The following is a 22,960-nucleotide window of genomic DNA, read 5'->3' as shown; positions in this document are numbered from 1 at the left end:
CAAAATTTACTTGAAAATAAAGCCGCTCATCTGTCTGCTCTTAATCAATTGCTGCTGCAAAAAATTCTCGACCAATACAAATGATTGATACGACTATACAAAAAATTAATCAGAAAGATAATCTGGTCAAATCCGTTTCTGACCGATATTCACCCTATCGCGTTTTTACTGCACAAGAATGGTCAGAGTTTCGTGCAGACACACCTCTTACTTTGACTTTTGATGAAATTAAGCGTTTACGCTCTATTGATGATCCTATTGATCTTAAAGAAGTCCAACGCATTTATCTTTCTTTATCGCGTCTATTATCATGCCATGTTGAAGCAGTACAGGAACTTTTTCACAAACGTCAGCAGTTTCTCCATCAAGAAGAGAGTAGAAAAACGCCCTTTATTATTGGAATTGCTGGTTCTGTAGCTGTAGGAAAATCAACCACGGCTCGCATTCTTCAAGAACTGTTGAAAAGATGGACATCTAGCCTTAAAGTTGATCTGATAACGACGGATGGTTTTCTCTATCCTAACGCAATCTTACAGCAAAAAAATCGAATGAATCGCAAAGGATTTCCTGATTCCTATGACATTAAAAAGTTGCTGTGCTTTCTTTCGGCGATAAAAGCAGGTATCGGAAATGTCCGTGCCCCGCTTTACTCACATATGATCTATGATGTTCTAGAAAATCAGACTATTACCATTGATCGTCCTGATATTTTAATTGTTGAAGGTATTAATGTATTACAGGTCAGTGATCTTCCTAAAGATGGGAAAGTTATTCCTTTCGTATCAGATTTTTTTGATTTTTCAATCTATGTCGATGCCGAAACAGAAGTCATTCGTCACTGGTATTTAGAGCGCTTTAAACGTTTGCGTAAAACAGCTTTTCAAAATCCTGAATCCTATTTTCATCGTTATGCCCACCTCAATGAAAAAGAAGCTTCAAAAATCGCTGAGGATCTTTGGCAAACGATTAATTTAAAAAATTTACAGGAAAATATATTGCCAACACGACCACGGTCCAATCTCATTCTACGAAAGGGAAAAAATCATTTGGTCGAATATGTCGCACTTAGACGACTATAAGGATCTCATCACTATGCAGCACCACCACATTCATTTTACCTCAACGCGTATCGATAACAGTTGCCCTATCATCTTGGTAAACCAAAGAACTCTTGCCAACTTATCACTTGATGCGTCAACAACAGCATGGATAAAAGTTAATGACTTTACTGGTAAAGCAGGACAAATACTCTTTATTCCTCACGAAACGGGACATTTAAAAAAAGTTTTATTTGGAATTGGCAATGGTAACGATCCTTTTATCACAGGACTGCTTGCTCAAAAGCTTCCTGCTGGTCAATGGCATCTAGAAGGTACAACCTCTGATGAAATAAATACCTATCTTGGATTGGCATTTGGTAGCTATCAATTTAATCGCTATCGTCAAAATTCTTCTTTCAAATCATTATCTATCCATGTCAATGAGGCGATTGATCTTAATGAGCTCCAACGAATTTATGAAGCTGTCTTTTTCGTCCGTGATCTCATTAATATTCCAGCCAATGATATGAACCCTGATACTCTCGAAAAAGAAGCTCGAAAACTAGGAAAAACCTACGGTGCTCATATCAAAAGTATTTGTGGAGACGATCTCTTAATCCATAACTTTCCGATGATTCATGCTGTAGGACGAGCAGGCAGCACTGCACCACGACTGATTGAGTTACTCTGGGGGCAAGAACATCATCCTAAAATAACGTTGGTGGGCAAAGGCGTAACTTTTGATACTGGAGGTCTCGATATTAAATCAGCCAATAACATGTTGCTTATGAAAAAAGATATGGGGGGTGGAGCAAACGTTTTGGGATTGGCTAAACTTATCATGGATGCAAAATTGCCTTTCCGTTTACGCGTTTTGATTCCAGCTGTAGAAAATGCAATTTCTGGGAATGCTTACCGACCAGGTGATATTCTCAAAAGTCGTAAAGGTTTAAGTGTTGAAGTAGGTAATACAGATGCTGAAGGGCGAATTGTCCTTGCCGATGCACTCGCCTATGGTGATGAAGAAAGTCCACAATTCATGCTTTGTATGGCTACTTTAACAGGGGCAGCGCGTATAGCATTAGGACCAGATCTTCCCGCATTTTATTGTAATGATTCAATATGGGCACAACAAATTTCTGAATCTGCTCACGCTGTCTTTGATCCTCTTTGGCAAATGCCCCTTTGGAAACCTTATCAAGAGATGTTATCATCACCAATTGCTGATCTTAACAATGTAACTGGAAATAGCTTTGCTGGTTCTATAACGGCTGCTTTATTTCTTAATTCTTTTGTTGAAAAAGCTGAACATTTTGCGCATTTTGACCTTTATGGATGGGTTCCAAAAGAAAAACCAGGATACCCTATTGGTGGATCAGCACAAACTATTCGTGCCCTTTATAATATTTTTAAAAATGAATTTTGACACAAATATCCACAAAAATGGACAATTTTGCAGCTTAAAGAATAATTGGTCTTACACTGTGTTCTTAGTTTTGTTTGAGGATAAAAACCTTACCAATACAGTTTTCATGAGTTTGTTTAAAGGTAAGGAGTAACAAAATGGACAGCAAAAAGATGATCTCTAAAGACCCAAGACTTCATGCATTCAGAGATGATCTAGCAGATCAACGTCTTGAAACAGAAATTACAGCTCAGCGCTTTGTTCAAGGTGAAAAAAGACGTGTTAATACAGCGGTCGCTGAACTTTTTAAAGAAAATAGTAAAAAAAGTGAAAGACAAACAGAATGCTTATTGGGAGAAGAACTTCTCATTTTTGAACAAGGGGAAACATTGTCGTGGGGACAATCACTCAAAGATGGTTATGTCGGTTATATTGATACAAAAGTTCTTTGTACATCAACCATAAAACAAACCCATGTTGTTTCAGTACCACGCACATTTAAATATTTACACGCTGACTTACGTGGACCAATAGTATCCCCATTATCTATGGGAAGCAAAGTCAGTGTTGTTGATGAAATTGAAGTCCGTGACACAATGTATTCTATTCTTGAAAATAGAACAGCAATCATTACGAGCCATCTCAGCCCCATTGGACGCGTATATGAAGATTATGTCACAGTTGCAGAAACCTTTATCCGTACACCTTATCTTTGGGGTGGTGTCAGCGGTTTTGGAATTGATTGTTCGGGACTCATTCAGCTCTCTATGATGATGACTGATCAAATAGTTTTACGTGACACCGATATGCAGCAAAAAACTATAGGCAGTCCTCTTACAGATACTGATAAACTTCAACGAGGTGATTTAATTTTTTGGAAAGATCATGTTGCTATTATGGTCGATCACGCAAATATTATTCACGCAAATGGTTTTTCTATGGACGTTATGATTGAGCCATTGGAAAAAACAATTACGCGTATCGCTAAAAAAAATCAATATCCCATCGCAAAACGCCGTCCAATTCAAGAAACTTAATACATGCCTCCTATAAAAAGTTAATTGAATGTTTTTATTATACAATAGATTGATTTATAAGGATAACTATCCATCATTCGCTCTGCATCAAGCATTCTAAATATCGTAAAATTCTCTTATTTCAAATCTGTTTTTATGTTGAATCAATCAAAATCGCTTGCTTGTTCATCACAAGCGAAATTGATGTATAAGTAAAAATGATTACGAAAAGAAAAAATATCCCTTCTGAATGCTCTCAAATGCCAAGAGCTATCATAACTAACATTGGAACCAGCTTACTCCTTCATAAGCGTAAAGATAGTGGCGCTCAATAGATTTTATCTTATAAGGCTTTACCATTATACCATTCACGAGTGCCAGCACGAAATGGGCTTTGGAATATTGCGAGATGTCTCTTTTAAACAACCCCGTAAATATGCAACACAATGGCGTTCTATATTACGTAAGGGATATGCCCCTCTTAATCAAAAGCAACATTTTTTGAAATTTTTCCTATTATCGATATCTTATGAAATAAATACTCCTAATATCTCTCGATGCATCCAAGACAATCTCTCAATAATAATCGCGAAAAGTATAAATCCATTATCTACCACCATTTTTATGCTTATGAAGCGCGCAAAGGCATCATTATACACTTTTTGCCAATTCTCAATGTTGCGATAACCCTTGGCTATTGAAGAGTGTTCTTTCAGCACGTATTTTATTTATTTCTGTCTTAAATAATTTTATCCATATGACCCGCCCCACTTGGAACGTGCAAAAGAATGATTTTGATTAATTTAACATAAAACAGATTTGAAATGAAAAAATTTTTTATGACCCTGGACTTCCCCATTCAACATAAAAAAAAATTATAAATTATTATTATAACTCAATATATTGATTTATATTTAAACAATATTTCCTTCTTATGACACATTAAAGAAGGTGATTTTTCAATACCTGAACCAATGGTTTATCAGCATCAGGCATAGGGTATTTATCAAGATCATTAATAAAAACCCATTCTAAATTTTGCCCTTCTCGTCCTTGCGCAACGCCCTCATAATGGTCACAAAGATACAATGGCATTAAGAGATGAAATGTTTTATAGCTATGACTTGCAAATGTTAAAGGGTGTAAATTATTTGGTTGAACATAAATACCAAGCTCTTCCTCTAGTTCACGAATCAATGATGCTTCCAGAGTTTCACCTTGCTCAACCTTGCCACCAGGAAACTCCCATAAACCAGCCAGCGATTTTCCTTCAGGACGCTGTGTAAGCAAAACACGATTATTCTGATCTAACAGTGCGCATGCAACAACAAGAAGAATGGAACTTTTCATACACATATCACTCCCCAATAGGGAACATAAAGATAACTGACTTTTCTATCATATCCCCTCTGCTCCTAAAAGAGCTCACATACCCCATTTGCTCTGAAAAATAATAAACTGTTAAATATAAAGTGCATCCATTAACTTCTGTAATCGCTATTGATCATAACGTACTCTTTTGTTAAATCGCAAGACCAAACCGTCGCCGTGCTCTTACCCAAACCGATATCAACACGAATCGTGATGTGCTTACCTTGCATATAAGTACCTATTGTTTCTTCACAATACTCAGGATCTCGTACGCCATTCACGGCCACACGATGCTCACCAAACCAAATCGTCAATAGATCACGATCGACTTCAACACCGGCCTTCCCAACTGCCATAACGACCCGCCCCCAATTCGCATCTTCACCGGCAATAGCCGTTTTTACGAGCGGTGAATTTGCAATTGATAAAGCAATAGTTTTAGCTGCATTATTTGTTGTAGCACCCACCACATTAACCTCAATTAAATGACGAGCACCTTCACCATCACAAACAACTTGTAGTGCAAGTTCATGCAGAAGTGCACTCAATTGTTTCACAAAAACCCCATAACGCGGATCAGATTTACTTGTAAGACATGGAAAATGTTCTTTCCCTGTCGCAAACAACATAAGCGTATCTGAAGTTGAGGTATCGCTATCAACAGTAATTGAATTGAAAGAACCCTCAACTGCCTCTGATAACATGGATTGGAGTACATCCGAAGAAATGGTAGCATCACTAACCACAAATGACAGCATTGTCGCCATATCGGGTGCAATCATACCAGCACCTTTTGCAATTCCATTAATGGTAACACGCTCTCCCCCACAGTCAAAAGTGCGCGTCGCAAGTTTTGGAAATGTGTCCGTTGTCATTATGGCTTTTGCAGCTTCCAACCAATTTCCCTCTTCTGCTGTCTCTGTCATACTTGGTAAAAGATTGACAATACCCGATGCATCCATTGGCTCACCAATAACACCCGTAGAAGCTATAAAAATTTCATCTTCTCTAACCTTTAAAGCGTTCGCTGCTGCACAAATAATTGCATCGGTTGTGTGCTTTCCTTTGCTTCCTGTAAAAGCATTTGCATTTCCAGAATTCACAACAACACCCCTCGCAACCCCATGAGGAAGCGATGCACGACAATGCTCTACAGGGGCAGATGGACATTTTGAACGAGTAAAAACACCGGCCACACTCACTGGCTTATCAAATATGATGAAAAGAAGATCTGTACGATCTTTATATTTAATCCCAGCTTCAGCTGTTGCTATCCGTACACCAGATAATGGAGAAAGCTCCTGGATCTTTTGAGGCGACAAAGGAGAAATTTTCAAAACCACAATATGCTTTCTATAAAAACAAATGAAACGATTGCAGATCAATAACCTCTCATAGAAAACTGCTAGGCTTTTTGAACAAAACTAACCTAGCAAATTATCTATTAAAGAGGCTATCCACCTATTTTTCCTAGCTATTCCGTATCTTCTTCATCAGATGTTTCATCGGGAAGTAGCGTCCCATTTTGATGAAGCGATTCCATGATTTTTGTAACATTAGGATCAGGGTATTTCACATCTATCTTGCTACGTAAATCAACAATTAGTTCTTGATAGCGCTTTTTTATCAGCTGTGTCCGCAACATCTCTTTAACATCATCAAATGCAGGCGGTTGTTTTACACGACGATCTTCTAATTTAATAATATGCCAACCAAAAGGACTTTCAACGGGTTGTTTAGTGTATTCGCCAACTTTCAAACCAAATGCAGCATCTTCAAAAGGCTTGACCATTTGACCATGGCTAAAATAACCAAGATCACCCCCAACGGCAGCAGAACCATCTGTTGAACTTTTCTTTGCAATCTCTTCAAAATTTTCGCCTTTATTTAAATGCTTAATGATAGCTTCTGCTTCTTTTCTCGTTTTGACCAAAATATGACGCGCTTTAACCTCATCCTCTTTAGGTAAAGCAGCAACTTCTTGCTTATAAAGAGCTTCCAAATCAGTATCCGATATTTTGTCAACAATCGCCTGTTTAAAATAAAGCTGTTGAAGAACATTGTCACGCATGACTGCCATACGTTTATCGTAAGCTTCTGTCTTATCAAGACCTTTGCTTCTTGCTGCTTTTGCAAGTGCCTGCATATCTAAATAAGCTTTTAGAACCATCATACGACGTTGTTCATCAGGAAAACGTGCTAAATTAGGATTTATTTCAAGTGCTAAATCATCCAATTGGCCTGCTGTAATATTTTTCCCATCAATAACCGCCATAACATGAGAAGGAGAAACGGCTTTTTCAGAAGCTTTCTCCAAAGTCTTTAAATCATTCGACGATGAATTCAAACCTTCTTGGGCTCTCACCCCTAAACTTGTACTTGCCAATAAAGTTGATGCTAAAAAAAGCGCGATAAAGTTAAATTTCATAAATATACTCCTTAAAAATGAAGGCAGGTTCAAGATTCCAATTTTCTTTAACATAACACTTTAATCTTTAAACATAGAGAAATAAATTAGTAATTTATTTTAAAAAAGTATAAAATTATCCTTTTATCTCAGTTTCTCCAATCCTATCTAATGCAGATGAAAAGCATGATAATAGAGAAAAATGACATATTGTATCTTAAATTACTTTGTATTGTATCAGTTAAATAGCATACTTAAAGTTGACATAAAGCGCTTAGCCTCTTATCTCTACTTTACAATTAGAGTGAAAAATTGCACACCAGCAAGTATAATGGTACCATCTGCATTTCATGATGTCTCCAATGATATCAGACAACCTGAAGGAAATGTAGAGTATGGGGAGAGCATATGAATTACCCAACAAGAGTGACAACAATTAAAAGAAAGGGCCAGAGATGGTCAGTTTAGGTGTTTTTGCCCGTAAGTTTTTTGGTTCAGCTCATGAGCGACATCTCAAAGCACTCCGCCAAAAAGTTGCACAAATTAATGCTTTGGAAGAACAATTCGTAAAATTAAGTGATGAGCAGCTTTGCCAAAAAACAGATGCCTTTCGTAAACGTCTTAGTGAAGGTGAAAGTGTTAATTTGCTCTTACCAGAAGCTTTCGCGACTGTTCGTGAAGCCGCAAAACGTGTTTATGACATGCGTCCTTTTGACGTGCAACTTATTGGTGGAATGGTCCTTCACGACTGTGGCATAGCTGAAATGCGTACTGGTGAAGGTAAAACATTAATGGCAACTCTACCAATTTATCTCAATGCATTGGAAGGTAAAGGCGTTCATGTTGTGACAGTAAACGATTATCTCGCCAGTCGTGATGCTGAAACAATGGGGAAAATTTTTAGTTTTCTAGGGCTTACAACAGGCGTGATTCTTCATGATCTTGATAGTGATGCCCGCCGAGAGGCCTATGCATGCGACATTACCTATGCCACAAATAATGAACTAGGTTTTGATTATTTGCGTGATAATATGGCCTTCGATCATAGTCAAATGGTCCAACGTGGACATCATTACGCAATTGTTGATGAAGTTGATTCGATTCTTATTGATGAAGCCCGTACCCCCCTTATTATTTCTGGTCCTCTAGAAGATCGTACTGACTTCTATAACCTTATTGATACATTTATTCCTGCCTTAACTCCAGAAGACTATGAAATAGACGAAAAACAAAAAACAACGACCTTTACCGAAGTTGGTACTGAAAAAATTGAAAAAATGCTCGAACAAGCTGGGCATCTTAAAGGTGAGAGTCTTTATGACATAGAAAATGTCGCTATCGTTCATCATGTCAATAATGCTCTAAAAGCTCATAAACTGTTTGCTCGTGATAAAGATTACATTGTTCGCAATGATGAAATCGTTATTATTGACGAATTTACAGGGCGAATGATGCCTGGGCGGCGTTATTCTGAAGGACTTCATCAAGCGTTAGAAGCTAAAGAGCATGTTGCTATTCAACCAGAAAACCAGACACTTGCTTCCATCACTTTCCAAAATTACTTCCGTATGTATAGAAAATTATCTGGCATGACTGGAACTGCAACAACAGAAGCCGAAGAATTCAGAAATATTTATGGTCTTGACGTTGTCGAAGTCCCTACCAATTTGCCAATACAACGTATTGATGAAGATGATGAGATTTATCGAACAGCAGAAGAGAAATATCGGGCAATTGTGCGTGATATCCGTCAAGCACACGAAAAAGAACAGCCTATTCTTGTTGGAACAACCTCTATTGAAAAATCAGAACAATTGGCAGAGCGTTTGCGAAAAGAAGGCATTACCGATTTTAGAGTCTTAAATGCTCGCTATCACGAACAAGAAGCATATATCATTGCGCAAGCAGGAGTTCCTAGAGCTCTCACTATTGCAACCAACATGGCAGGACGCGGTACGGATATACAGCTTGGTGGTAATGTTGAAATGCGCATCCGACAAGAGTTACAGGATATCCCCGAAGGTCCAGAGCGGACAGCTAAAATTGAAGAAATAAAAAAAGATGTTCAGAAGCTTAAAGAAAAAGCTTTAGCGGCTGGAGGGCTTTACGTTATCGCTACTGAACGTCATGAAAGCCGTCGTATTGATAACCAGCTTCGTGGACGTTCTGGTCGCCAAGGCGATCCTGGTCGCTCAAAATTCTTTCTCTCTCTTCAAGATGATCTTATGCGTATCTTTGGCTCTAACCGTATGGATAGTATGCTGCAAAAACTTGGATTGAAAGAAAATGAAGCTATTATCCATCCATGGATTAATAAAGCCCTTGAAAAAGCGCAAAAAAAGGTCGAAGCACGAAACTTTGAAATTCGTAAAAATCTGCTAAAATATGATGATGTAATGAATGATCAACGCAAGGTTATTTTTGAACAGCGTATGGAGGTTATGAACGCAGATGATTTATCAGAAATGATCCTTGAAATGCGCAATGAAGTCGTAGAGGATCTCGTAGAAGCTTATATTCCATCAGGGACATATTCTGAAAAATGGGATGCAAAAACTCTCGAAGAAGAGCTTCAACAACTCTTTAATCTTGAGCTTCCAGTGGAAGAATGGGCAAAAGAAGATGGAATTGCCGAGGAGCAAATTCTAGAGCGTGTATCAGATGCTGTTACAAAACTTGAAAATGAGCGTACTGAACGATATTCTCCAGAAGTTATGGCTTATTTTCACAAAGCAGTATTGCTCGAAACTATTGACACGTTATGGCGTGAACATCTGATGAGTTTAGACCATTTGCGTTCTGTTGTTGGGTTTCGTGGTTATGCGCAGCGGGATCCGCTCAATGAATATAAGACAGAATCATTTGAACTCTTTCAAAGTATGTTGAAAAATTTGCGCCGAATTGTCACTTCTAAGCTTATGCGCTTTGAAATCATTCAACACCCCACAGAACCGACCATGCCTGAGCAAACTGATGCTGCTTCTTCTGTCTTTAATGATCAAAGTCAAGAAAATGCTCCCACCTTATGGGCACGATCACAAGAAAATAGATTTGTTAATCCACAAGATCGTGACCCTAACGATATAACCACATGGGGAAAAGTTGGACGTAATGAGCGTTGTCCTTGCGGTTCAGAAAAAAAATACAAACACTGTCATGGAGCCTTTGTTTGAAAAGCAAATTATGCAAATGAATAAAAAGCGAAATTATGAGCAAGAATTGCGCACAGCTGGTTTAAGAGTAACACGTCAACGACGAGTTATTCTTGATATTTTGACTGATACAAATGATCATCCTAATGCATTTGAAATTTTTCAGCGTGCAAACAAAATAGATTCGAATATTTCACTCTCAACTGTTTATCGAACCATGAAAATATTAGAAGGAAATGGAACAATTCATCGCCATAGCTTTAGTGGTGGTCCATCTCGTTTTGAGCAAGCAGATGGGCAACATCATGATCATCTCATTGATATAGAAACAGGACAAGTTATCGAGTTTCATTCTGATGTTATTGAAAAGCTGCAAGAGGAAATTGCAAAATCCCTTGGCTATGATATTATTCATCACCGCCTTGAACTTTACGGAAAAAAAAACTCTTAAAAAAGTAATCATATATCATTAGATAAAATACCTCAGGCAAATCAAATTTTATAAAAATTTACCTTTAAAATATAATAGTTTTCATTGGCAAAAAAAAAGAATTGCTTTATTACCCCTCTTTGTATGATGCTATACGGTAATTCATTGCCAATATTATAACAAAAAATCATTGCAACAAAATATTATAAAAATTGTATTATGAAAAATTAGGCCAATATTATCATGGTTTCTTTGCCACAAGATCGTATGAGACAGCTTGAAAAACGCTTTGAAATAATTGAAAGCCAAATGACGACGAATCCAAATGCTGAAACATATGTCAAATTAGCTTCTGAATATGCAGAACTACAACCCGTTATTACCTCTATACGCGCATTAAATGCTCTTTACGAAGAGATTACAGAATTAGAAACGATTATCAACGATAAACAAACAGATATAGAGATGCGTAATCTTGCCCAAGAAGAGCTACCATCGTTATATAAAAAAGTGGAGCAATTTGAAAAAGAACTCCAAATTCTGTTATTGCCTAAAGATGTTGCTGATGAAAAAAACGCTATTGTTGAAATTCGAGCAGGAACGGGTGGCTCAGAAGCAGCACTTTTTTCCGGTGATCTTTTCCGCATGTATGAACGTTATGCCCATGCTCACCATTGGAAAGTAGAAGTTATTTCACTTAGTGAGGGGGAAGTTGGCGGATATAAAGAGATTATTGCTAGCATTTCAGGAAAAGGTGTCTTTTCTAAATTGAAATATGAATCGGGGGTTCATCGTGTGCAACGCATCCCTGAAACAGAGACAGGTGGGCGTATCCATACATCTGCTGCTACCGTTGCTGTGCTTCCAGAAGCTGAAGATATTGATATTGATATTCGTCCTGAAGATATTCGTATCGACACAATGCGTGCATCCGGAGCAGGAGGACAGCATGTTAATACAACGGATTCAGCTGTTCGTATCACGCATATTCCAACAGGAATTATGGTCGTACAAGCAGAAAAATCACAACATCAGAACCGAGCACGAGCCCTTCAAATTTTACGGGCACGCTTATTCGATATCGAACGACAAAAAGCGGAAAGTGAACGTTCAGCTTCTCGTAAAAGCCAAGTTGGTTCTGGTGATCGCTCAGAACGTATTCGTACCTATAATTTTCCACAAGGACGTGTCACGGATCACCGTATTAATTTAACCTTGTATAAGCTTGATCGCATTCTAGAGGGAGATCTTGATGAACTTCTTCATGCACTCATCTCAGATCATCAAACAACACTGCTAATGGAAATGGATAATAATTGAGCAAATATTCTTTCAAGAATGTTATCCAACAAATGCAAGAAAAATTGCGCACGAAAGGGATTGCTGAAGCCGATCTCGATGCGAAAATACTCGTTGAATGGATAACAGGAATAAATGCTGCTGAAAGAATTTCTAAACCAGATATGCATCTATCTTCTGAGCATATTATACAAATAGAACAGGCTTTACAACGGCGTATTGCAGGCGAACCCGTTTACCGTATTATAGGAGTACGAGAATTTTATGGTATATCTTTTACATTGTCTCAAGAGACGTTAGAACCTCGTCCTGATACAGAAACGCTGATAGATCTTGTTCTCCCTTTTCTCCAAAAACAGGTCGAAAATTCGAGAAGAACAACATTCCTTGATATGGGAACAGGAAGTGGCGCCATTGCTATTGCACTCCTTAAACAAATTCCCCAATCCTATGCGGTGGCAGTCGATATTTCTGAAGATGCCCTTAAAACAGCGAAAAAAAATGCAAAAAATGCTGAAGTAGCACACCGCTTCACACCTCTTCTTAGCGACTGGTTTGATTCTGTCACAGATCGCTTTGATTTTATTGTTTCCAATCCACCTTATATTCCCGCAAAAGATATCAAAAAACTTGCAAAAGAAGTGCGCTTACATGACCCATTGCGCGCTCTGATAGGAGGGGAAGATGGACTTGATTTTTATCGAAAACTCGCCCATGAAGCAGCCAATTACTTAAAAGAAAACGGCTATGTCGCTGTTGAAATTGGTTTCTCTCAAGAAAATGAAGCCTGCAATTTGTTTGAAAAAAATGGTTTTCAATGTTTAGAAGTGCGCAAAGATCTAAGTGGAATACCCCGCGCACTTCTATTTGCATGCAAACATTAAAATTCCCAATCATCATCCGTAGTAGCAACAGCCTTGCCAATGACATAAGAAGAACCTGCTCCTGAAAAAAAGTCATGATTTTCGTCAGAGTTTGGTGATAAAGCCGCCAAAATAGCGGGATTAACACGACAAACCTCAGGGGGGAAAAGAGCTTCAAAACCTAAATTCATTAAAGCCTTGTTAGCATTATAATGAAGAAAAATTTTAACATCTTCTGTCAATCCAAGCGCATCATAAAGATCTTCAGTATATTTGCACTCGATGTTATAAAGATCAAAGAGCAGGTTAAAAGCAAAATCTTTAATTTCTTGTCTTTTGGCTTCATCAAGCTTTGCAAAGCCCAATTGGAATTTATAACCTATATAATAACCATGGACTGCTTCATCACGAATGATTAGTCGAATGAGGTCTGCTGTATTGGTCAACTTAGCGCGACTGGCCCAATACATGGGCAAATAAAAACCAGAATAAAATAAAAAGCTTTCCAGCAAAGTCGAAGCAATTTTTTTCTTAAGTGGATCATTTGCTTCATAACGCTCAAGTACTAATCTAGCCTTTTTCTGCAAATGAATATTTTCTTCTGACCATCTAAACGCATCATCAACTTCTACCGTCGAACAAAGGGTTGAAAAAATAGAGGAATAAGAACGTGCATGAACAGCTTCCATAAAAGCAATATTCGTCAAAACTGCCTCCTCATGCTCCGTTATCGCATCAGCCAGAAGCGAAATGGCTCCTACAGTGTTTTGAATTGTATCGAGAAGCGTTAGTCCTGTAAAAACACGAATCGTTAGCTTACGTTCTTCATCCGTTAAGCTTGACCATGAAGGAATGTCATTGGAAAGTGGAACCTTCTCAGGTAACCAAAAATTCCCAGTTAAGCGGTTCCATACTTCAAGATCTTTCTCATCATGTAATCTATTCCAATTAACAGCGCACACAACAGGATTTTTGGTTGTAATCTTTGTCATATGATGATCTCCTATAAACTGCACGAAACACAGCCATCAACTTCTGTTCCACTTAATGCTACTTGCCGTAATCGTACATAGTAAATACTCTTGATTCCCTTTTTCCAAGCATAAATTTGTGCGCGGTTAATATCACGTGTGGTCGCTGTATCAGGAAAAAATAATGTTAATGAAAGACCTTGATCAACATGCTGTGTTGCAGCAGCATAGGTATCTATAATTTTTTCAGGACCAATCTCATAAGCATCTTGGTAAAAATTCAAATTCGTATTATCCATATAAGGAGCAGGATAATAAACGCGCCCAATTTTTCCCTCTTTGCGAATTTCAATTTTTGAAGCAATTGGATGAATGGAAGAAGTGGCATGATTAATATAGGAAATAGATCCCGTAGGTGGAACTGCCTGCAAATTGCGGTTATAAAGCCCATACTCAATAACTAATTTTTTGAGTTCCTGCCAATCCTTTTGATCTGGAATAACAATATTATTCCGTGCAAAAAGCTCTTGCACAAGTGGAAATTGCGGTTTCCATTCTTTTTCAATATATTTTTCGAAAAAACGTCCATCTGCATAAGCTGATTTTTCAAACCCTGCAAACATTTCTTGACGTTCGTGCGCAATTAAATTGGAAGCCCGTATGGCGTGATATGTCACAATATAAAAATAGATATTGGTAAAATCAATCGCTTCTGGAGACCCATAATAGATCTGCTCACGCGCTAGAAACCCATGCAAATTCATTTGTCCCAAACCAATCGCATGACTTTCAGCATTGCCTTTCGCAATGGAAGGCACACAAGCAATATTGCTCATATCCGAAACAGCAGTCAGAGCACGAACAGCAGATTCCACGGTCTGTCCAAAATCAGGACTTTCCATTGCTTTGGCAATATTCATGGATCCAAGATTACAGGATATATCACTTCCAATCGTGCGATAAGTTAAATCTGTCTCCAGTTCACTCGCCTCACTCACCTGCAAAATTTCTGAACATAAATTGCTCATACTTATGCGCCCAGCTATCGGATTCGATCGATTAGCAGTATCCTCAAATAAAATATAGGGATAACCCGACTCGAATTGAATTTCCGCTAATGTCTGGAAAAAAACGCGTGCACTTATTTTCTTTTTACGAATCTTTGCATTATCAACAAAAGAACGATAATGCTCCGTTAAAGAAATATCGCTAAAGGGCTTACCTGTCACACGCTCGATGTCATACGATGAGAAGAGATACATATCCTCATTATTCCGTGCAAGCTCAAAAGTAATATCAGGAATAACGACACCAAGCGAAAGCGTTTTGATTCTAACTTTTTCATCAGCATTTTCACGCTTTGTATCCAAAAACTTCATAATATCTAAATGATGAGCATGCAAATAAACAGCTCCAGCCCCCTGTCGTGCCCCAAGCTGATTGGCGTAAGAAAAAGAATCTTCCAAGAGTTTCATCACCGGTAAAACACCTGAGGACTGATTTTCTATTTGCTTAATTGGCGCCCCAGCTTCCCGCAAATTCGTTAAACAAAGCGCTACACCTCCACCACGTTTTGAAAGCTGCAAAGCCGAATTAACCGAACGACCTATCGATTCCATATTATCTTCAACACGTAGCAAAAAACACGAAACCAATTCACCTCGTTGTTTTTTCCCAGCATTTAAAAATGTCGGTGTTGCCGGTTGAAAACGTCCTGTAATAATTTCATCCACAAAACTTTCAGCAAGAGCTTTATTCCCTTGTGCCAAATATAAAGCTACAAGACAGACACGATCTTCATAACGTTCAAGATAACGTTTTCCATCAAAAGTCTTCAGTGTATAGCTGGTATAATACTTAAATGCGCCTAAAAAGGTAGGAAAACGAAACTTAAATGCGTAAGCACGTTTAAAAAGCTTTTTAATAAAAGAAAAATCATAAAGCTCAAATAAAGCTTTTTCATAATAACCTTCTTCTATTAAGTAATCTATTTTTTCCTTCAGGTTATGAAAAAAAACTGTATTTTGATTAACATGCTGAAGAAAATATTGCCGCGCAGCAAGCCGATCCATATCAAATTGAATATGACCATTTTCATCATAAAGATTAAGCATTGCATTCAACGCATGATAATCAGTAATCTGATCCGATTTCTGCGATTGTCCTATGCTAATTGTTTCCAAAATCTTTCCAATCCCTTTTTTACATAAATAACGTCTTCATCAGTTCCACGCAGCTCAAAACGATAAAGGCAAGGTACACAACATTTTTCAGCAATAATTTTACTTGCTAAATTATAATAGCGACCAAAATTACGATTCCCACCGCCAATAACACCACAAATTAATTTTCGGTTCTCAGCTTCATTAAGAAACTGGACAACGGCTTTCGGCACGGCCCCTCTTCCTTCACCATCTGCATATGTAGGAACAACCAATACATAAGGTTCACCAACCAATGCAGAAGGCTTTCTTTTATCAATTTTGAAGAGTCGTTGACCAAGCTGCGAGACAAAATGTTCTGTATTACCCGTTGCACTCGAATAATAAACAATAAGCCCCATTAAGCACAAAGACCACTAATCATATCTGGTCTAAAACCAGACCAATGATTTTCACCACAAACAACGACAGGAACCTGACGATACCCCAGAGATTGAACAAAACTGTATGCTTGTTCATCACAGGAAATATCAACAACACGATAATGAATGCCTTTTGCATCAAAAGCGCGGCGTGTAGCATCACATTGGACACAAGATGGTTTGCTATAAATAGTGATCGACATTTTCTTCAACTTTCACAATTCCAAACAATCAACCCTGAAAGGTCAATCTAATAATTTTATAGGTACTCAAGAATAACAAAAAACAGAAATTGTACGCAAAACATGTGATTATTTTCAAATAATACACAGCTTCCTGAACATAACAGAATTCCTCATCAAATAACTTCAAAAACTATGATGAGAATAAGCGATTATTCTACAACTTAAATGGCAAAGCCCCCTAGTTATAAAACAATCTTTTGCTTGCATTACAATTCCCTCCTGCTGTCTAAAAAACTAATGTTCTAAACTACCGTTTTTCAAGAGCTCTGTTTGCTCTTTTACGGCAAAAATCAATTACAAAAACGAAAGGAAATCCCTCCAAAAGAGACCCTTCAGTAAAAATACTGCTATACCTTTGGCCAATAAACTCTTTACAATAATGGAAATAACTTAGATACCAAACGAAACACACTAACACCCTCTCTTGTGCTTATTTAGAATCACCAATCATTTTGATACTATATATAGTATATACTCTCTCTCTTTCGTCAAGGTGAATTCAATTATTATTTTTAATTTTCCACGATCTTCCCACTAAAATTTTCAGTACTCAAAACTATGTAATAATATAACATTTTGTTGACAAACGTTATATTATTACATAGTTTCCAAAATAATAAGCAACGATGGTAAAAAATATGGATCTGCACTTCAATAAGACAACATTAGGCTATAGGAATAGAATAGCAATAAAGAACTTTTCAGCAAAATTAAAAGCTGGTTCATTGGTTGCAATAACAGGTGATAATGGCGCTGGAAAATCGACACTGCTAAAAGCTATCGCCGGATTGATTAAACCTCTTAAAGGAAAAATTACAAAACCAAAAAAAAGCTGCATTGCTTATCTTGCTCAGCAATGTAATATAGATCAAACATTTCCAATTGATGTGAAAACGCTTGTAAAAACAGGACTGTGGTCTTTTTGTGGATTATGGAAGAATCAGCGCCCTTATGATTCTAAGATTCAAAATGCTCTTAAAATGGTTGGGCTTACAGAACTCGCATCCCGTTCGCTTGAAACATTATCAGGCGGGCAATTGCAACGCGCTCTTTTTGCACGTATCATTATACAAGATGCCAATATTATTTTACTTGATGAACCTTTCAATGGTGTAGATCATAATACCCAAAAAGACCTTCTTGCACTGATCACATACTGGCAACAGCAAGGACGCACAATTCTCACAGCACTCCATAATCCTCTCATCGTGCAAGAATTTTTCCCCCAAATGATTCAAATTGATCAACAAAACGCCTTTTATGGAGAAACAACACAGTTTTTAAACAACACCATTCATCACGTTATGCCACCTCTCACATCCAATTCTTTCCCTATTAGCGCACAAAAACAAAATCTTCCCATCAATGATCCTCTCTTTCTTACTTAGGTATAAGACGTGTATGCATTTTTTCTTGCCCCCTTTGTTGATTTCCAATTTATGCAAAACGCCCTTATCGGTTCTATTTTTCTGTCTATTAGCGCTTGTCCTGTTGGTGTGTTTTTGATGCTCCGTGGAATGAGCTTGACAGGAGATGCTATTTCTCATGCCATTCTTCCTGGTGTTGCAACTGCTTTTCTGATTTGTGGTTTTTCCCTCATATCTATGACACTTGGTGGCATCTTCGCTGGTCTTATTGTTGCTTTAGCAACCATTTTGATTTCACGAAACAGCTTTCAGAAAGAAGATGCATCCATGACCGTCTTTTATCTTATTGCACTCGCGGCAGGTGTTATTATTATCTCACTGAAAGACTCAACAATTGAGCTGCTTCATCTCTTATTCGGATCGGTTCTTGCACTTGATGCACAAGCCCTTTGGTTAATCGCTACTATAATGCTGATTACACTATGCAGCCTTTGTATTTTTTGGCGTGCACTCGTTTTAGAAAGCTTTGACCCCCTCTTTTTTAAATCACTCTCTCCATTGAGTAAATATATTCATATTTCATTGCTTGGACTTGTGGTGTTGAATCTGGTTGGAGGCTTTCAATCACTAGGAACATTACTTTCCGTTGGTATTATGATGATTCCAGCCATTACAGCCCGTTTTTGGTTTTCACGGCTAGTCCCTATTTGCGCGCTTTCCACTCTTTTTGGAATCATTTCTAGCGTATGTGGTCTCCTGCTTTCTTTTCATCTTTCACTTCCCTCCGGCCCTGCTATCATCATTGCCGCAGGATTTATTTATCTCGTTTCCTGTTTGATAAGTCCACGTGGCTTTATTGTAACATGGTTTCCCCACCTCTTTTATACCTCCTCACTTTAAGGAAAAAAATGTGCCTAAGTTTGCTCAAAAATTTGTTATTCTTGGAGCCTTATTGCTTGCCCTTTCTCCATTTTCTGCTTCTGCACACAATAAAATCAAAGTTGTTGCGAGCTTTTCTATTCTCGCAGATCTCGTAAAAAATGTAGGAGACCACCATATCTCTATGACTACTTTTGTAGGTCCAAATGCGAATACCCACACTTATGAACCTACCCCCCATGATGCTCAAGCGCTTAGAAATGCTCAAATTATTTTCATCAACGGGCTTCATTTAGAAGGATTCATTGATCGCCTCATTACAGCAAGCGGTACAAAAGCACTTCTTGTCGAAGTTAGCGCTAACATTCCCTCTCTCAAAATGAAAAATCAAGAACATAATGCCCATCACCACCATAGCGTTATTGATCCACACGCTTGGCAAACAATTCCCAATGTCAAAATCTATGTGAAAAATATCGCTGCTGCTTTTTGTAAAATCGATCCACAATCCTGCACCAGCTACAAAAAAAATGCCGAAACCTACATCCAAAAACTTAAAATAGCACAAGATACCCTGAAAACAAAAATTTCTACCATTCCTAAAGATAAACGTATCATTATCACATCTCATGATGCCTTTGGCTATTTTGCCAAGGAATATGGTTTTACTATCCTTGCCCCTCAAAGTGCTTCAACAGAAACTGAAGCAACCGCAGCCGATGTTGCTAAACTTATAAAACAAATTAAAGCGAATAAAGCAACTGCCCTATTCGTTGAAAATATCTCTAATCCCCGTCTCATAAAACAGATTGCAAAAGAAACAGGTTTAACAATTGGTGGAACACTTTATTCTGATGCATTGTCAAACAAAAATGGCCCTGCAGCAACTTATCTCGATATGATGGAACACAATGTGAATACCATCATTGATGCTATCACAAAACATTAAGATCTTCTATAAAAGAGATAAAAAAGAGTTCATAAAATCGTAGGTCTATGATTATGTTACTAATGATGCTCCAACAGCTATAATTGATAACATTGATATGAAATAAAGTTACTTTTACAGAGAAATTTATACTCTATAGATTCTAAGATAGATAAAGTAAGTGGATTTATTGCCTCATGGTGCCCAAACTGTCAGCAGTAGCATTCTATTTTTCAATGCTTCTTTTACAATAACTCTCGACACTTGAAACGATTCATAAGAAGAATTTGGTGTCTTTTTCTTAAAGTATTTTTATCTATCCAACTTCATTTATAACATGCAAGTAGAATTAGTGTATGAATAAAAACCACTTGAAGAAAAAATGCCTCTTATGAAGAGTCTCAACACAATAATTGTTGCAATGTTGGAGACTGAAAGAGAGTATGATGATGGCCCCAGCTTGCATTTTTATAAGCATAAAGATGGCGATACACAATGGATTTTATGTTATACTACTTATAAACGACTGCGTGAATAAATAGTTGGAACAACCTTGCAAGATATTTTTTAAAAAAAGTGCGTAAATTGGCAACCCAATAGCCTTCTGTTTAGGTATTCTGTTTTGTATGAGAGATGCAATTCTATTCAAAGAACGTAAAAAAATGTGTTCGGCAATGCTTAATCGCCATTATGTAAGAGACACTGGCTCAGATGTTTTTGAAAATTGCAATACTAAATTAAAAGATGATGCTAAAGACAGAATCTATTTTTTATCTTGATGCTTTCATATTCCCCCCCCTAAATTAAGCTGTCTCCTCATTTTAAAAATTACACAAGCAGATAAGCTTATTCTACTCTGGCATACAAAACTGAATACAGCACTGAACCGTCTTCATATTTGTCTCAAACATACTGCTGTATAAAGTTTAGGTTGATTTATAAGCAACAAAAAGCACGCGCTTTATAAGAAAGTAATATCATAAAACCATTAATAGACTGGTAATATATTGAAAAAATATACCAGCTTTTATAAAATGCTTTGTAAAACAATAATATAACTGTCTTTGTCTCTGCTGATTCTTATAGGTGTTCGCATCGATCCCTTATGCTATATTCATAAAGATCTGTTTGAGGATGATCTATAGGCAATTTTTAACTCAAGAATATAGAAAAGATCGATGAGATGTTACAGATGTGTTTCATCTGCTTTTATCGTTAAAAGTAATGAAAATTCTAAAACAAGCACGCCTTCTATCTCTCAGTGATTTTTTTGCAACTTATCAGATACCCTCGCTGAGAATTGCATAGTGATTTACATGAGAAAAAAATAAACTTGCAGCATGCGCGCATAGGTTTCTCTCTAATTTATGTGATTGGTAGAAAAAACAAATGCTTCTTATAGGAGCTCTGAAACCATTTTAGATCATATGGCCAGCGGTAAAATAGAATGCGCCTATTTTCGTACAGACTATTTAAAACAGCGTCGTATTTTGTGGATCAAGTAGACTTCTTATGTTAGGGGTCAAAGCCAAGATATGGGGCGCATCCTCCCTTATCTGTGACTCATTTTTTCTCTCTATTTCTCTCATTTACTTTTATAATACACATAAATTATTACATCAAGAAACATATTATAATATGTTTTTTTTATAACAAAATTATAAATGAGTAAAAATATGGTTAATAAAGATTTATTCTATATTGATATTTTTTTATAATGAAAATGATGTTTGAAAATTATATTCTTCTTACAGACCGTGAAAATGCAAAATTTCTTCATATAAATGTTTTGACATTCTCAGCGCCATGGGACAATGGATCATTACCAAAACTGTTAAAATTTTGTTTTTAATCCCATCGGTTACAACCTGAGTTTGTAAATGTAATCGAGAAAGTCAAAACACAACATTATCATGACGCAGCATAAAAGAGAGTCGTGTCACATCAAGTAATGCTTACTTATTATTTGTGCGCTTTCCTGTGTTTTTATTAAAAGTATGAAAATTCTGATGAGCAACTGTGAAACTTAGTTTTTGACCATAGTCTTGTGTCAAGCGTTCTTTTATTTCAATCGTAAAGATGATACCATTCCAACGCGTTAAAACATGGCAACCTGTTCCAATAAGCTTGATAAGCTCAATTTTTGTGTGAAAGACAGGCCCTTTATCTGGATGTTGTCCCAATAAGATTATTTCAGGTCTGAATGCCAAAAGATCAGTTTCTTCGCCATAAGAAAATGAATGCCCTAAATGTTGTTCTAAGACATGGCGATCAAGAAAATTCATAGGAGGAGAACCAATAAAATCAGCAACAAATGTTGTTGCTGGAGTATCGTAAATTTCCATTGGTGTTCCAATTTGCTCGATAGCTCCTTTATTCAAAACGACTATTCTATCAGCTAATGTCATAGCTTCTAGTTGATCATGGGTAACATAGAGGCTCGTTGTTCCTAATGAACGCTGTAGTGTTTTTATTTCAATACACATTTGCGCCCGTAATTTTGCATCAAGATTTGAAAGAGGTTCATCAAAGAGAAAAACACGGGGTTGACGTACAATCACACGCCCCATTGCAACACGCTGACGTTGTCCTCCTGATAATTGTCGTGGTTTACGATCAAGAAATGGTTCTATCTCCAAAAGCTTTGCAGCATGTGCGATACGTTTTTTAATTTCTTCTTTAGGAGTTTTACGATTTTTAAGACCATATTCTAAGTTTCCACGAACTGTCATATGGGGATAAAGGGCATAATTTTGAAAAACCATAGCGATATCACGATCAGCTGGTTCACGATCATTGATACATTCGTTATCAATGCATAATTCACCTGAAGTAACTTGTTCAAGTCCTGCTATAATACGTAATAAGGTCGATTTTCCGCACCCTGAAGGACCGACAAGAACAAGAAGTTCTTTATCGGCAACAGTTAAATTTAAATCATCAATGACCAGAATGCCGTTGTCATACTGTTTTTTTATATTTGATAACTGGATTATGGCCACA

At 37.2% G+C, this 22,960-nt stretch carries 18 protein-coding genes; 10 read left to right on the top strand and 8 right to left on the bottom strand.

Annotated features, from left to right (window positions below; all coding sequences use genetic code 11):
• Window positions 1-80 precede the first annotated feature (80 nt).
• The 3 genes from coaA (at window position 81) to ACFIK2_RS00890 (ending at window position 3,482) form a co-directional block, all read left to right on the top strand.
• The gene (gene coaA / locus ACFIK2_RS00900; protein ID WP_375633960.1) at window positions 81-1,079 is read left to right on the top strand and encodes a type I pantothenate kinase; all 999 of its coding nucleotides are present in this window, start codon (window positions 81-83) and stop codon (window positions 1,077-1,079) included.
• A 13-nt stretch (window positions 1,080-1,092) separates the two neighbouring features.
• Window positions 1,093-2,466 (top strand): M17 family metallopeptidase, encoded by a 1,374-nt coding sequence (locus tag ACFIK2_RS00895; protein ID WP_375633958.1) that lies wholly within the window; start codon window positions 1,093-1,095, stop codon window positions 2,464-2,466.
• 152 nt (window positions 2,467-2,618) lie between these two features.
• Window positions 2,619-3,482 (top strand): NlpC/P60 family protein, encoded by an 864-nt coding sequence (locus ACFIK2_RS00890; RefSeq protein ID WP_375634025.1) that lies wholly within the window; start codon window positions 2,619-2,621, stop codon window positions 3,480-3,482.
• Between the two features lie 921 nt (window positions 3,483-4,403).
• Here the strand turns inward: ACFIK2_RS00890 and mutT are convergent.
• The 3 genes from mutT to ACFIK2_RS00875 form a co-directional block, all read right to left on the bottom strand.
• Entirely contained in the window at window positions 4,404-4,817 is a 414-nt protein-coding gene (gene mutT, locus ACFIK2_RS00885) for an 8-oxo-dGTP diphosphatase MutT (RefSeq protein ID WP_375633956.1), read from the bottom strand.
• Window positions 4,818-4,942: 125 nt separating this feature from the next.
• Window positions 4,943-6,175 (bottom strand): bifunctional glutamate N-acetyltransferase/amino-acid acetyltransferase ArgJ, encoded by a 1,233-nt coding sequence (argJ, locus tag ACFIK2_RS00880; protein WP_375633954.1) that lies wholly within the window; start codon window positions 6,173-6,175, stop codon window positions 4,943-4,945.
• A gap of 131 nt (window positions 6,176-6,306) precedes the next feature.
• Window positions 6,307-7,260, bottom strand: a complete 954-nt coding sequence (locus ACFIK2_RS00875) for a peptidylprolyl isomerase (RefSeq protein WP_375633953.1) — start codon at window positions 7,258-7,260, stop codon at window positions 6,307-6,309.
• Between the two features lie 434 nt (window positions 7,261-7,694).
• On the opposite strand from ACFIK2_RS00875, the gene secA reads away from it, so the two are divergent.
• The 4 genes from secA (at window position 7,695) to prmC (ending at window position 13,004) form a co-directional block, all read left to right on the top strand.
• The gene (gene secA / locus ACFIK2_RS00870; RefSeq protein WP_375633952.1) at window positions 7,695-10,412 is read left to right on the top strand and encodes a preprotein translocase subunit SecA; all 2,718 of its coding nucleotides are present in this window, start codon (window positions 7,695-7,697) and stop codon (window positions 10,410-10,412) included.
• Window positions 10,351-10,842, top strand: a complete 492-nt coding sequence (locus ACFIK2_RS00865) for a Fur family transcriptional regulator (RefSeq protein WP_375618055.1) — start codon at window positions 10,351-10,353, stop codon at window positions 10,840-10,842. The genes secA and ACFIK2_RS00865 overlap by 62 nt, the downstream gene beginning before the upstream one ends.
• Before the next feature lie 222 nt (window positions 10,843-11,064).
• Window positions 11,065-12,141: a peptide chain release factor 1 gene (gene prfA / locus ACFIK2_RS00860; protein ID WP_375627655.1), complete on the top strand. Its 1,077-nt coding sequence runs from the start codon at window positions 11,065-11,067 to the stop codon at window positions 12,139-12,141.
• The gene (gene prmC, locus ACFIK2_RS00855; RefSeq protein WP_375634593.1) at window positions 12,138-13,004 is read left to right on the top strand and encodes a peptide chain release factor N(5)-glutamine methyltransferase; all 867 of its coding nucleotides are present in this window, start codon (window positions 12,138-12,140) and stop codon (window positions 13,002-13,004) included. Before prfA ends, prmC begins: the two co-directional genes overlap by 4 nt.
• On the opposite strand, the gene nrdF is transcribed toward prmC, so the two are convergent.
• The 4 genes from nrdF to nrdH are packed head-to-tail and all read right to left on the bottom strand — an operon-like array spanning window position 13,001 to window position 16,741.
• Window positions 13,001-13,975 carry a class 1b ribonucleoside-diphosphate reductase subunit beta gene (gene nrdF, locus ACFIK2_RS00850; RefSeq protein WP_273722534.1) on the bottom strand — a complete coding sequence of 325 codons (975 nt, stop codon included), beginning with the start codon at window positions 13,973-13,975 and terminating at the stop codon, window positions 13,001-13,003. The genes prmC and nrdF overlap by 4 nt on opposite strands.
• A gap of 11 nt (window positions 13,976-13,986) precedes the next feature.
• Complete coding sequence (nrdE, locus tag ACFIK2_RS00845) at window positions 13,987-16,137, bottom strand: class 1b ribonucleoside-diphosphate reductase subunit alpha (protein WP_375618058.1); 2,151 nt, start codon at window positions 16,135-16,137, stop codon at window positions 13,987-13,989.
• Window positions 16,119-16,517 carry a class Ib ribonucleoside-diphosphate reductase assembly flavoprotein NrdI gene (gene nrdI, locus ACFIK2_RS00840; protein WP_375618059.1) on the bottom strand — a complete coding sequence of 133 codons (399 nt, stop codon included), beginning with the start codon at window positions 16,515-16,517 and terminating at the stop codon, window positions 16,119-16,121. Before nrdI ends, nrdE begins: the two co-directional genes overlap by 19 nt.
• Complete coding sequence (nrdH, locus tag ACFIK2_RS00835) at window positions 16,517-16,741, bottom strand: glutaredoxin-like protein NrdH (RefSeq protein WP_005774163.1); 225 nt, start codon at window positions 16,739-16,741, stop codon at window positions 16,517-16,519. Before nrdH ends, nrdI begins: the two co-directional genes overlap by 1 nt.
• A gap of 680 nt (window positions 16,742-17,421) precedes the next feature.
• Here nrdH and ACFIK2_RS00830 point away from each other — a divergent pair.
• The 3 genes from ACFIK2_RS00830 to ACFIK2_RS00820 are packed head-to-tail and all read left to right on the top strand — an operon-like array spanning window position 17,422 to window position 19,978.
• Complete coding sequence (locus ACFIK2_RS00830) at window positions 17,422-18,171, top strand: ABC transporter ATP-binding protein (protein ID WP_375634594.1); 750 nt, start codon at window positions 17,422-17,424, stop codon at window positions 18,169-18,171.
• A gap of 9 nt (window positions 18,172-18,180) precedes the next feature.
• The gene (locus ACFIK2_RS00825) at window positions 18,181-19,050 is read left to right on the top strand and encodes a metal ABC transporter permease (RefSeq protein WP_375618061.1); all 870 of its coding nucleotides are present in this window, start codon (window positions 18,181-18,183) and stop codon (window positions 19,048-19,050) included.
• Window positions 19,051-19,060: 10 nt separating this feature from the next.
• Entirely contained in the window at window positions 19,061-19,978 is a 918-nt protein-coding gene (locus tag ACFIK2_RS00820; protein ID WP_375634595.1) for a metal ABC transporter solute-binding protein, Zn/Mn family, read from the top strand.
• A gap of 1,934 nt (window positions 19,979-21,912) precedes the next feature.
• Here ACFIK2_RS00820 and ACFIK2_RS00815 read toward each other — a convergent pair.
• Window positions 21,913-22,959: a sn-glycerol-3-phosphate import ATP-binding protein UgpC gene (locus tag ACFIK2_RS00815; protein WP_375634596.1), complete on the bottom strand. Its 1,047-nt coding sequence runs from the start codon at window positions 22,957-22,959 to the stop codon at window positions 21,913-21,915.
• Between the last annotated feature and the right edge of the window lies 1 nt (window position 22,960).

It is taken from the genome of Bartonella sp. AP88XZML, assembly GCF_042195565.1.
In the GTDB taxonomy this organism is placed as follows: domain Bacteria; phylum Pseudomonadota; class Alphaproteobacteria; order Rhizobiales; family Rhizobiaceae; genus Bartonella.
Note: the sequence above shows the minus strand (reverse complement) of the source record. Positions and strands in the feature narration are given on the sequence as shown.